Source organism: Mesorhizobium sp. M0340 (assembly GCF_040321535.1).
In the GTDB taxonomy this organism is placed as follows: domain Bacteria; phylum Pseudomonadota; class Alphaproteobacteria; order Rhizobiales; family Rhizobiaceae; genus Mesorhizobium.
The window spans coordinates 1-11,750 of sequence record NZ_JAMYRR010000055.1 but is presented as its reverse complement, the minus strand read 5'-3'; the positions used below and the strand labels follow the sequence as shown (position 1 = coordinate 11,750).

Below are 11,750 nucleotides of genomic sequence, written 5' to 3'. Positions count from 1 at the left end.
CGTGTAGGGCAGCATGAAACCGAGCCGCTCGTGCTGCGGCGCCACGCCCGCCGCAACGCCGCAGCTGTCACGGCGCTTCACCAGCACGATCGGCGCCGCTCGGGCGGCAAGCGCCACGCGCTCCTCGCCCGACAGCTCCGCGAATTCGGCAAGCTGCTCCAAGTCGCGCGCCATCAGCGCGAACGGCTTACCGTCGCGCTTCTTGCGGGCGCGCAGCTGCGCCACCGCCGCTTCGTCCGTCGCGTCGCAGGCGAGGTGGAACCCGCCGATGCCCTTGATCGCGACGATCCGCCCTTCCCCGATCAGCGCCGCCGCCTCGCGGATCACCGCCTGCGGGCCGCCGCCGACCACGACGTGGTCTGGACCTTCCAACCAGACGCGCGGGCCGCAGGCCGGGCAGGCGATCGGCTGGGCGTGATAGCGGCGGTCGGCCGGATTTTCATACTCGGCCCGGCATTCCTCGCAGGTCGAAAATCGTGCCATAGCGGTCGAGCGGCGGTCATAGGGGATAGCCTTGACGATTGACAGACGCGGCCCGCAATGCGTGCAATTGGCGAACGGGTAGAAATAGCGCCGGTCCTTGGGGTCGAGCACTTCCGCAAGACATTCCAGGCAGCAGGCGGCATCGGGCACGATGCCGGTCTTCACCCGCCCGCCCGCGCTCGCCGCTATGGCGAAGCCGCCCGCCGGCCGCGGCCCCTCAAGCGTCGCCGTCTCGATCCCGTCGATCCGCGCCAACGGCGGGCATTGCGCCTTTAGCCTGTCCGCGAAGGTCTCGAACTCGGCATCGCTGCACCACAGCGCGATCTCCACGCCTGCAGCATCGTTGCGGACGTGACCCGATAGCCCCATAGCGGTCGCGATGCGCCACACTGTCGGCCGGAAGCCGACGCCTTGCACCAGCCCCGTCACCCGGACCAGGCGTCCCTCCACTGCGGGCTCGGCGAGCGGCGGGCCCATCAGCGCACCGTGCACACTATGCACGGGTCCAACGACCGCACGATGTGCTGGACTGCAACCGGCTCGGTCTCGCCGAGCCGCACCGGCGCACCTTCGAGCGCCAGCTCCAGCGGGCCACGATTGCCGGCCCAGTCGCGTGGCGAAAAGTTCTGCAATGCGTAGAGCAGGTCGATCTGCGCGTGGTGGCGGCGACGAACCGCGATCTGGAGAAAGAGCTGCACCCCGTTCTTCAGCGTGAGCGTGAGGTTTTCCGGATGACAGAGCTTGGTGATGTACTGGTAGATGCCGGCCTCGTTGATGCCGTCGATGGTGTCATGCGCGTCGGTGTAGCCCGAGATGATCATGCGCACGATGTCCGGCCAGCGGGTGCGCGCCTGCTTCAGGAACTCGGTGCGGCAGGTGCCGGCTATGCGCTGGTCACACAGGATGATCTGGATCCATTCCATCTCCAGGATCGAGCTGGCGGCCTTGGTGTCGCTGGCTACGTGGACATCGAAATCCTCGCTCAGGACGCGCCGTTGCGCCTCCAGCGAGCGGATTTCGTCGTCGACGATCAATATGCCCGGCAGGTCGCTCACGATGCCTTTTTCCTTCCCTCCCGGCCGGCCTGCCAGGCGACGTCGCGGTGGCGGGCGATCGTCACTGGGGTGCGCGACTTCGGCACCTTGTGCACGAAATTATGCCGCGCGACGTGGTAGCTTGGGTCGAAGCCATAGAAATTGCGGCGCATCCGCGAAAGCTCCTCCTCGCGATAGGCGCAAAGCGGCTTGGCCGCCTCGTCGGCTGCGCGCCGGGCTTGTTTTTCGGCGAGCAACCCCGGAAACTCTTCGCTCCCGGCCAGCGCGGCAGCCGACGCCCTCACTTGCGCCGTGAACAGCTCGCTTGCCCCCGCGAACACCCGGTTGGCCAGATTCAGATTGAGCGCCTCCTTCGCGCCCATCGGCAGGCGCGCTGCCGCGATCCGGCGGGCATTCTCAGTCCCGCAGCAGCTCGGCAGGAGATAGGTCCAGAACTCCGAGCCGTAGAGATTGCCCATGTCCTTGTAATGCGGGTTGAGGATGACGCTCGAGCGCATCCAGAGCTGGTCGGTGCTGCGGGCGAGAAACACGCCGCCCGCTGCCGCATTTCCGGCAAGCGCTGCTACGGTGATGTGGCTTGTCGTGCGGATGATCGCATCGGCGAGGTCGTCGATGGCATTGATGTTGACCCAGGAATCGTCGGCCGCGCTGTCGGCCGCCTCGATTCGGTTGAGGTCGAGCCCGTTGGACCAGAACTGCGGCCCTCCGCACAGCACGATCGCCCTGGTCGGACGCTCCGTCGCTTTTGTATAAGCGTCCAAAAGTCTTCGACAGGCGTCCTTTCCCATTGCACCGTTATAGAAGGGGAAGTGCAGATAGCCGACCGCAGCTTCTTCTTCGTAGATGATGTCCTGATAACCGCCCGGTGAATTGAGCGGGATCTCCGGCAGGTCTGCAACTTCCTTCGCGAAGACCATGGTCGCCGGCAGCTTGAACGGGTGTGGCGAATTGGGATGCCGGACATGGCCGATCCACAACGCGCCGTCGCCGGTGACGATGGCGATCGCCGGCCCGCTTCTGGCGGCGACCACTCCCGGCTCGGGGAGCGATATCTTGCCCCGTTCACCCCGCGCGAGAGGCAAGTCACCCCCTGGTTCACGTGCGTCTCGCGCGTCGAAAAGGAAGACCGTTTCGCCGAAAAGTTCGTCCCGCACGCCGGGCGCGCCGTCGGCTGCTGCGATATTCTTCAGCACCGTTTCGGTCGTGTCGGCAGCCCAATCGATCCGCCGGTCCGCCTGTTTGATCGCGTCCCGCCACCGGCCCAGCGGCGCTACAGATTGTTCTTCCAGGGCAATCGGCTTTTCGCCCTGCTCGAACCGCGCGATCGCTTCGAGCACCGCCGTCACCGCCGCGTCGGTCACCTCGTTGCTGTAGAGGCTCGATTTCGTCGCCTTTCGCATCGCGAAGGTGGCGCTCGCCCAGACCGGCCCCGCATCCATTTGGGCCGCCGCTTCCAGCACCGTGACACCCCACTGCGTCGCCCCGTCCACCATCGCCCAGTCCAGCGCGGAGGGGCCGCGGTCGCCGACGATGCCTGGGTGAACGATCATACAGCATCGATTTTCATAGACTTCTTTCGGGATTGCCCGCTTCAGAAACGGGGCAATAACGAGGTCCGGCCGAAACAAATCTACCGCCTCCATGGTCCGCTCGTCGTTGACGTCCATCTCGACCGAGACCTCGTGTGCGTGCTCGCCAAGCGCCACGAAAATCCTCTGACTCAAGGCGTTGAAGGCGGTGACGAGAAGCAGAATGCGCATCTTCAGCAGATCCTCGGGAGCTGTTCCCCGGCGATCCAGTCGACCACGCGCATACCGCCAAGTCTCGTTTTCATCCGCACCAGCGCATGCTGGTCTGTGACGACTTCGCCAATGATTGCGGCATCCCGGCCCATGGGATGAGCGCGTATCTCGGCGAGCAAAGTCTTCGCGTCTTGCGCCACGCAGATGGCGATCAGCTTGCCTTCGTTGGCAACATTCAGCGGGTCGAGGCCGAGCAGTTCGCACGCCGCCGCGACCTCCGGCTTCACCGGAACCGCCGCTTCCCGGATTACCATTCCGACCTTGGACTGCTGCGCGATTTCGTTCAGCGTCGCCGACAGTCCGCCGCGCGTGGGGTCACGCAACACCCGGATACCAGGAACGGAGCCAAGCATCGCCGCCACCAGATCGTGCAGAGCTTGGCTGTCGGAGATAATTTCCGTTTCAAAATCAAGGTGTTCGCGCTTCGACAGGATTGCGACTCCGTGGTCGCCCATGGTGCCGGAGACAAGGATTGCATCGCCCGGCCGGGCATTGCTTCCGGAGATGTCTGTGCCGTCCGCCAGCACGCCAACAGCGGTCGCGGAGATGAAAACGCCGTCGCCTTTGCCCTTCTCCACCACCTTGGTGTCGCCCGTAACCACGGGTACGCCTGCTTCCCGGGCGGCAAAAGCCATTGAAACAACTATTCTTTCCAGTTCGGCCAACGGAAAACCTTCCTCCAGGATGAAGGACGCGGACAACCAGAGCGGCCGCGCGCCCATCATGGCGACGTCGTTAATCGTGCCGTGGACCGCCAGTGCTCCGATATCCCCGCCCGGAAAGAACAGAGGCGAGATGACATGCGCGTCCGTTGCCATCACCAGGCGTCCGCAGACGGTGCCGAGCAGGGCCGCGTCGTTAGCCTGGGCCAGGAACTCGTTGGCCAGATGTCTTTGAAAAATATCCCGAATCAGCTCGGCCATCGCGCGGCCGCCCGCGCCATGCGTCATGTCCACCGCGCCGCGGACCGACGAGGTGGTGACGGCTAGGCTGGGATCGTTCGCGCTCATTATTCCGCCGCCTCCAACAGCTTCGGCTCGCGGAAACGGCCATAGGTCCAGTAGGCCGCGCAGGCGCCTTCGGAGGAGACCATGCATGAGCCAATCGGGTTCTGCGGCGTGCACACGGTGCCGAACAGCTTGCAGTCGGTCGGCTTCTTCACCCCGCGCAGGATCGAAGGGCATTCGCAGGACTTCACCTGGCGCGAAGCCTTGACCGACAGCTCGAAACGCTTCTCGGCGTCGAAATCGGCATAAGCGTCGCGGATGCGCAGGGCGCTGTAGGGCACGGTGCCGAGGCCGCGCCAGTCAAAGGTCTTGCGCAGCTCGAAGACCTCGCTCACCAGTGCCTGCGCCTTGAGGTTGCCCTCCTCGGTCACGACGCGGGTATATTCGTTCTCGACCTCGTGCCGGTCTTCATTGACCTGCCGGATCAGCATCAGGATGGACTGCATGACGTCCAGCGGTTCGAAGCCGGCGATGACAACCGGCTTCTGGAATTCCTCGGCAAAGAATTCATATGGCTGCGAGCCGATCACGGAGGAGACGTGCGAAGGTCCCAGAAACCCGTCAATCTTGACGATGCCCAGTTCCCGCACTTCCGGCGATTCAAGAATGTGAGAGATCGCGGCCGGCGTGAGCACATGGTTGCAGAACACGCTGAAATTCTTGAACCCCTCGGCTTGCGCCGTCTTGATCGCGACGGCCGTCGGCGGCGTCGTGGTTTCGAAACCGATGGCGAAGAAGACGACTTGCCGCTCGGGGTTTTCACGCGCGATCTTTAGGGCATCGAGCGTTGAATAGACCATGCGGACATCCGCTCCGTCCGCCTTGGCGCGGATCAGGCTGCGTTGCTTGGTGCCCGGCACGCGCATCATGTCGCCGTAGGTGCAAAGGATGACCCCGTGCCGCTCGGCGAGCTCCACCGCATCGTCGAGGCGAGAGATGGGAAGCACGCAAACGGGGCATCCGGGTCCGTGCACGAAATGCACGTTCTGCGGCATCAGGTCCTGCACGCCGTGGCGAAAAATCGCATGCGTGTGCCCACCGCAGAACTCCATGAAATGGTAGCTCTTTTCCGGATCAGCCTCGATCGCGATGGCGCCGGCGATGGTCTTCGCAAGCTCCTGGTCGCGATATTCGTCGACATATTTCACGCCGAAATCTCCTCCAGCCCCTCCTCCAGCACGCCCGCTTCGGCCATCAGCTGCAGCGTGCGCTCGGCCTCCTCGGGGCTCACCTTGTGGAGCGCATAACCGACATGGACGAGCACGAAATCGCCAAGCGAAACGTCTGCCACCAAAGCCAATGAGATGCGCTTCGTGACCCTGTCGAACGCGACCACGGCCATGTCGTCATCGAGCAGTTCAACGACGCGGGCGGGAATGGCCAGGCACATCAGGCTGCTCCGAGCTCGGCCGCCCGCCGATGGCCGACTAGCGCCATGGCGCGGACCGCGCCGATCCAGGCCGTCCAGTCCGACATCCCCTCGCCCGTGCGCGCGGAAACCCTCAGCACCTTGATCCGCGGGTTCACCTTTCGGGCGTTGGCGATGCAGGCCTCCACGTCGAAGTCGAGATGCGGCAACAGGTCAGTCTTGTTGAGGATCATGAGATCGGCGGCGGCGAACATGTCGTGATATTTCAATGGCTTGTCCTCTCCCTCGGTGACTGAGAGCACCACCACCTTGTGTGCCTCGCCTAGGTCGAAGCCCGCCGGACAGACGAGGTTTCCCACGTTTTCGACGAGGAGCAGGCCTCCTTCGGCAAGGTCGAGGTGATCTGCGGCATGGCCGACCATATGCGCGTCGAGATGGCAGCCCTTGCCGGTGTTGACCTGGATCGCGGGCGCGCCGGTGGCGCGGATGCGGTCGGCATCATTGGAAGTCTGCTGGTCGCCCTCGATCACGGCGATCGGCAACTTGCCCTTCAGTGCCTCGATCGTGCGGCAAAGCAGCGTCGTTTTGCCAGAGCCGGGGCTGGAGACGAGGTTGAGCGCAAGCACGCCGCGCTCGGCGAACATTTTCCTGTTCGCATCGGCATACTCGTTGTTCTTGGAATGGATATCCTTTTCCAGCTTGACCATCCGCGCCTGGCTCATGCCCGGCGCACGGGTGCCACCGGGGCCCGAGCCACAATCGTGCACATGATCGTCATGATGGGGGCCGTGATCATGATCGTGGTGGTGATCATGATCGTGGCCGTGATGATGGTGATGGCCATGCGCCTTGCCCTCGATCCGGACGGCGCCCTCGCCGCATCCGCAAATAGTGCACATCAGCTCACCTCCAATTCCCTGATCTTCATTTCTTGGCCGCCGGTCACCTGCAGCTGATGGCTTCCGCAGTCCGGGCATGGATCAAAGCGTGCCGCGATCGGCACGCTCTGGCCGCAAGGCATGCACCAGGCCCTGCCTTCCGTCTCGACGATTTCCAGCCTTGCGTCTTGCGCCAGAGAGCCACGCATGACGACATCGAAGCCGAACTTCAGCGCCTCGACCTCGACAGCGGATAGCCGCCCGATTTCCATGCAGACGCGGCCCACCTTCCGAAAATCCTGTCTCGCGGCCTCTTCCTCGATGATGCCACGGACGCTCTCGCATATCGCCATCTCGTGCATCAGCGGAGCCTGATATCGTAGCCGACGCAGGGGTCGATGGCCCGGACCAGGAGATCGGCCTGGACCGCCAGATCTTCACGTCTGGATGCAGCGAGCGCCGAAAGCGAGCTCGCGGCAATGCCGCTCTCGGCGAAATGAATGCTGGTCGGAGCCGTGATGGCGTAGTCGGCGATTCGGTCGTCGTTCAAAACAATCCGATGTTCCAGCCGGCCGCGTGCTGCCTCGGCGAAGGCAGTAGCAGAGCGGCCCCCGTTCTCGTCGCGAAAGACTTCGCGCGTAGGCACTTCGGACCCCTCCGCGACATCCCGCAGGGCCGCGAGCCCTCCGGCGATCTGCGCCGGCAGCGTCGATGCCTCGACCACGCGGGCAGCCAGCCGCGCGGCCAGGCCGGCTCCACCGTTTTCGGAAAGGAAAGCGCGAACGAGCGGCGCACCAGCCTGCCTGGCGAGGCAGCTCGTGTCGGCCGACGTTTCCTTCGGCAAATGTTCGTTTCCCCCGTTTGTCGTTTCGGGGTGGCCTATCATGGCCCAGCCCCTTGCCAAGACCGGGGCGATGAGACGGGCCGCAATCGTGCCGCGCTCCATAGCCCACTGCGCGAAGGCATCGCGATCCATCTCGCCAAGCGGCTTTTCGCCTTCGTAGACCACGGACTGCGTTAGATGGCTCGCTTCGGCGGCCGTTTCGGCAGCGTCCGCGCCCGGAATCCCCACGCACACGCCGGGAACGAACGCATTCCCGCCTGGAAAAAGTGCCTGCTTGAGGCGCTGCGGCAGGCGCATAGACCGGCGCAGGGTTTTACCGTCGGCAGGCTCGCCCGCGAGACTGGCAGTATCCAAGCCAATGCGCAGCAGGTGCTCGCGCAGCGTTTCGGTAAGCACAAGAAGCCGCCGCGCTTGCTTCGTGCGCCGGTCCGTCCCGATCTCCAGGGCCGCCTCGGCTGCCTCAACGCTCGCCGCCGACTGCGCAATACTACAGACACTGAACAGCGAACCGATCGCCGAGATGACCTCCGTCACCGGCCGGGCTCGCACGATCGGGCCAAGCGCAACCGGGCGCGGCGGCGTGACGATGGCTTCCATAACGCGACCGCCATCGCAGACGAGATCGATGGAGACGCGGCCATCAACGCTCATGCAGCGGTCTCCTCCTTGTCGCCCAAACCGAACAGCCAGCGGCGGGTCAATTTCGCCGGCTGGGAGCTCGCGGGTGTTCCGGCTGTCTCAACCTCGTCCAACGCGCTTGCCTCTTCCTCAGGTAGCCGGCCTTCCCAGACACGGATCATCTCGCCGTCTTCGTCTTCTTCCGCCTCACGGTTGAACAGTTCCGCAAGCACCTGCCGCGCGGCCTCTTGCGCACTCTCCTGGTCGGCGAATTCGAACATCGGCGAGAACAGCGAGCACATGCGGTAGCAGCCGAGCTCCTCTTCATAGGCCCGGAAGAACTCGAACCGGCCCGCCGGGAATGATGCATGCTCCTTCGTGCCCGTAGGCACGCGCGGGCGCGCTTGCCCGTCGCCAAATGGTAGAAGCACGAGGTTCATGAACCAGGGCGTGACAAGAACCGCGAGCCATTTGCCCTGCCACTGCCGCACGCCCACCGCGCTGACGCAAAGCGCCGGATTGAGGATCGGAATTCCTGCCATGGCCGTCCGTTCGATCCGCTGAAACACGAACTCTAGATGGGCAGCGACGGCTTGCGAATGATCCATGTCAATCGCTCACGACCATGAAGCCCTGCTTGGAGCCGTCACAGGTGGGGCAGCTCCAGTTGGCCGGCAGTTCGGCGAAGGGCGTGCCGGGCGGGATCTGCCAGTAGTCGTCGCCCTCAGCCGGGTCGTAGACATGCCAGCAAATCCTGCATTCGAGCCGCGACATCGGGCCGATCTTGGCATTGTCGCCGCCATATGAACCGGCAAAGAAGGAGTCGTTCACCGGTAGACCTCCAGGATTTCGAGGAGCCGCTGGCGGCTGTCCGCAATATCCTCGGGCGCAGCGCGGACCACCCCCGGCAAGGCCGTGACCTCGATCGTGTTGAGGATGAGATCGTCGGTCGAATTGAAGAAGCGCACCCACCAGACGCCGCGCGTCCCCGTCGTGGTCACGCGGCAATTGCCGTAGCCACGCGACAGCACGACCACCGGCCCGTGGCCAAGCAGGCCGTCGAGGAAGGTCAAGTCCTCTTCAGTGTGCGGCAGCAGCGACAGGTTTATGGCGTGCGGCCCGACGTCGGGCCCGACGAGCGGGATGCGGCCATTGAGCTCCGAAATCAGCGGCGGCGCGTTGAAGACGCCCGTCGGATAGGTCGCCGGCGCAGCGAGCGTATTGCGGCAGCCGGCGAAGGCCCTCTCCAGCACGGCCGAGGGAAAGGCGCCGACCTCGACGAAATCGCGCACGAGCCTGCCATCCGTTCCGGTCTGGCGCACGCGCCAGATACCGGCGAGCACCGACTCCTGAGCCTTCAGGTCGTCGCCGCAGATGATCAAGACCTCGCCCTCGCCCAGCGCCTGGTCGATCAGCGCAAGATTGGCGTCGTCGAGGCCGGAAAGATCATGCACCGCGTTTTCGCAATCCGGCGAGGACCGGCCGAGGCTTTCAGCCAGCGCGGAGAGCACCGCCAAAGCAGCTTCGAGCCCGGCGACATTTTCCTTCTCCGGCAACATGGGTGACGCAGAGGTCGCCATGCCCTTCGGCATTTCCATATACTGCAAGTCGCTGCCGTCCCCTTCGCTCGGCTGTGAACCCGGCCCGATGCCGCCGAATAGCGATGCTGCCATGATGCGCCCTCCCGGCCGCTTTCGCTCACTGGAAATGATCGTGGTCGTGACGGTCGTGGGTCGCGCAGGCTTCGGGAAGCTCGAAACGCGGCGGCGCGCTCGGCCCGCGCCTCAGTTTGCCGTCGATCTCAGTGAGGTAGTCTTCCCAGTCGAGCACGCGCTTTATGGCGCCGAGATATTCGCCGTTCCTCAGGAAGACAAGCGCCGGGAAGGCGTCGAAGCGATAGCGGCTTTGCAGCTCGCGTTCGCTCTCGCGCGATACCACGGCGGGCTTGAACACGCCCTGGAAGGCCTGCACCAGCTCCGGGAGGATCACCGCCACATCGTTGCTCTCGGCGAGCAGCAACCAGTCACCGGGAAAAAACAGCGCGGTGAGGTCGTGGGCCTCGGCGAATGCGTCGATGTTCGCCTCGTCAACCACCGGGATGCGGTGGCGCTCCATCATCATGGTGAGAACGGGTGAAAACATGGACTCAGGCGTCCTCCGTGCCTTGCGGTGAAAGGGCTTGCCCCGGCCGCAAATGCTCCGGCAGTTGCGGCTCGCGGCCGACCAGGTCGGCGAAGAGGTGGTCGAGGTCGGTGTCGCCGGCGAGCGCACGCTCCGTCGCTTCGATCGCGTCGGCGATCAGGCGCGCCGTCTCGGCAGTGACAGTCTCGCGCGCGGTGTCGAGGAAGGCGAGTATCCACGTACCCGCTGGCTGGTCGCCCACCAGGGTCATATCGAGGCGCCGCGTGCCGCTGCGACCGGTGCACAGGGCAATGCCGCCGCTGCATTCAACCACCTGGAAGGGAACGCCGACACACATCAGCCCTGCCTTCCAGACGATTGCAAAAGCGCGTCGACCTCGCACTCGAAATTCGCCGGACCAGCGAAGGCACCATTCTCGAGAAGCCGCGCGCCGTGACGACAGGCCTCTTCCGGTCGGGGTCGACCGCTCTCGTAGATGCCGATGCGCATTTCGCGCGAGGCGAGCGTCTCTTCTTCGGCCAGCGGTTCGGTGCGCTTGGCGATCGTCGCGCCGAGCCAGGCGAGCCACTCGATGGCGATCTCGATTGCAGGCTCGATCTGAGCCTTCACCGCGGGCCGGAGACTGCCGCCGTAGTCGTCCAGCTCGACCGGTTGCACGCCGACGAGAAGGAGATGGGCGGGATAGTCACCCATCATCTCGGCCATGGCGAGAACTTCCTGAAAGCCAGTCTGGTGGAGCGAAATCTTCTTCACACCGAGGAAGGCCGGCACCTCGCTGCCTTCGACGAGCTTCAGCGTGCCGGGCGCCAAGCCGTAGTCGACCGCGTCGAACACCACGAGGATGTCGGCCTCGCGGATATGTTGGAGGAGGTAGATGCCCTGCGTGCCGCCATCCATGGCCCGGACGTTGTCCGCCGTTTCGCAGAGCCGGTGGAACTCCTCCACCACGCGGATGCCGAAGCCCTCGTCGGCCCATAGCAGATTTCCGATGCCGAGCACGAGCACCCGTGGCGCGTCGTTCATTGGGAAGCCTCCTTTCGACCTTTTTCTTCCAGCAGCAAGAGGCGGGCCAATTGGCCGGGGGCCGGCAAATGGTTGCGAAATAGGTTGATCTCTGGATAGCGAACGACGCGTATGGAAAGCGCGATGACGATTTTACCGCACAAACGGAAAGTATCCTTCCATTGACGGATACGGCAACGGCCGGACTGAGAACCGAATTCCAGGCCGATGGAAAGTTTGCGTTCACTCGCCCTCCCCACTCCGCCTCGCTCCGCACCTTTGCCCTGAAAGGGATAGAGGAAGGGCGCCGGGCGTTGCGGTTGGCACTTCCTCTCCCCGTCGAACGGAGGAGAGGTGTCGAGGCAAGCCGAGACGAAGTGTGGATCGACTTGAAGGCAACCCGTCTTGAAGAAAAGAGCCGGGGGGGGGGGCCGCCCCCCCCCCCCCCGGGGGGGGGGCGGGAGGGAGGTGGGTTGAAGAAGGGCGGCCCGGGCGCGGCAAGAGGGCCCGCCCGCGCACAACCACGGCTGGGGGGTGTAGAAAAAAGAAC

The 11,750-nt window shown here is 64.4% G+C and carries 15 protein-coding genes; all 15 read right to left on the bottom strand.

Going from position 1 to position 11,750, the window contains the following annotated elements; genetic code table 11:
- The coding region (locus NKI79_RS32610) for a Sua5/YciO/YrdC/YwlC family protein (protein ID WP_352625600.1) at positions 1–960 on the bottom strand (960 nt) is incomplete at its 3' end.
- Positions 960–1,538 (bottom strand): response regulator, encoded by a 579-nt coding sequence (locus tag NKI79_RS33410; RefSeq protein ID WP_023679098.1) that lies wholly within the window; start codon positions 1,536–1,538, stop codon positions 960–962. The genes NKI79_RS33410 and NKI79_RS32610, both read right to left, overlap by 1 nt.
- Positions 1,535–3,298: an enoyl-CoA hydratase-related protein gene (locus NKI79_RS32595; protein WP_023679099.1), complete on the bottom strand. Its 1,764-nt coding sequence runs from the start codon at positions 3,296–3,298 to the stop codon at positions 1,535–1,537. The genes NKI79_RS33410 and NKI79_RS32595 overlap by 4 nt, the downstream gene beginning before the upstream one ends.
- 2 nt (positions 3,299–3,300) lie before the next feature.
- Positions 3,301–4,350, bottom strand: coding sequence for a hydrogenase expression/formation protein HypE (hypE, locus tag NKI79_RS32590; protein ID WP_023679100.1), 1,050 nt, complete (start codon positions 4,348–4,350; stop codon positions 3,301–3,303).
- On the bottom strand, positions 4,350–5,495 hold the full coding sequence (gene hypD, locus NKI79_RS32585) for a hydrogenase formation protein HypD (RefSeq protein WP_023679101.1): 1,146 nt from the start codon (positions 5,493–5,495) through the stop codon (positions 4,350–4,352). Before hypD ends, hypE begins: the two co-directional genes overlap by 1 nt.
- Positions 5,492–5,737, bottom strand: a complete 246-nt coding sequence (locus NKI79_RS32580) for a HypC/HybG/HupF family hydrogenase formation chaperone (RefSeq protein WP_023679102.1) — start codon at positions 5,735–5,737, stop codon at positions 5,492–5,494. Before NKI79_RS32580 ends, hypD begins: the two co-directional genes overlap by 4 nt.
- Entirely contained in the window at positions 5,737–6,615 is an 879-nt protein-coding gene (gene hypB / locus NKI79_RS32575; protein ID WP_023679103.1) for a hydrogenase nickel incorporation protein HypB, read from the bottom strand. The genes NKI79_RS32580 and hypB overlap by 1 nt, the downstream gene beginning before the upstream one ends.
- Positions 6,615–6,956: a hydrogenase maturation nickel metallochaperone HypA gene (gene hypA, locus NKI79_RS32570; RefSeq protein ID WP_023679104.1), complete on the bottom strand. Its 342-nt coding sequence runs from the start codon at positions 6,954–6,956 to the stop codon at positions 6,615–6,617. The genes hypB and hypA overlap by 1 nt, the downstream gene beginning before the upstream one ends.
- Positions 6,956–8,035, bottom strand: coding sequence for a hypothetical protein (locus NKI79_RS32565; protein ID WP_352785076.1), 1,080 nt, complete (start codon positions 8,033–8,035; stop codon positions 6,956–6,958). The genes hypA and NKI79_RS32565 overlap by 1 nt, the downstream gene beginning before the upstream one ends.
- 50 nt (positions 8,036–8,085) lie before the next feature.
- Positions 8,086–8,664 carry a [NiFe]-hydrogenase assembly chaperone HybE gene (hybE, locus tag NKI79_RS32560; protein ID WP_023679106.1) on the bottom strand — a complete coding sequence of 193 codons (579 nt, stop codon included), beginning with the start codon at positions 8,662–8,664 and terminating at the stop codon, positions 8,086–8,088.
- Between the two features lies 1 nt (position 8,665).
- On the bottom strand, positions 8,666–8,887 hold the full coding sequence (locus NKI79_RS32555) for a rubredoxin (RefSeq protein WP_023679107.1): 222 nt from the start codon (positions 8,885–8,887) through the stop codon (positions 8,666–8,668).
- Entirely contained in the window at positions 8,884–9,729 is an 846-nt protein-coding gene (locus NKI79_RS32550; protein ID WP_023679108.1) for a hydrogenase expression/formation protein, read from the bottom strand. Before NKI79_RS32550 ends, NKI79_RS32555 begins: the two co-directional genes overlap by 4 nt.
- Positions 9,730–9,754: 25 nt before the next feature.
- Positions 9,755–10,198, bottom strand: coding sequence for a thioredoxin domain-containing protein (locus NKI79_RS32545; RefSeq protein ID WP_352807370.1), 444 nt, complete (start codon positions 10,196–10,198; stop codon positions 9,755–9,757).
- A 4-nt stretch (positions 10,199–10,202) separates the two neighbouring features.
- A complete protein-coding gene (locus tag NKI79_RS32540; RefSeq protein ID WP_023679110.1) occupies positions 10,203–10,535 on the bottom strand; it encodes a HypC/HybG/HupF family hydrogenase formation chaperone in 333 nt (110 codons plus the stop codon).
- On the bottom strand, positions 10,535–11,203 hold the full coding sequence (locus NKI79_RS32535) for a HyaD/HybD family hydrogenase maturation endopeptidase (protein ID WP_502909882.1): 669 nt from the start codon (positions 11,201–11,203) through the stop codon (positions 10,535–10,537). Before NKI79_RS32535 ends, NKI79_RS32540 begins: the two co-directional genes overlap by 1 nt.
- Positions 11,204–11,750 lie beyond the last annotated feature (547 nt).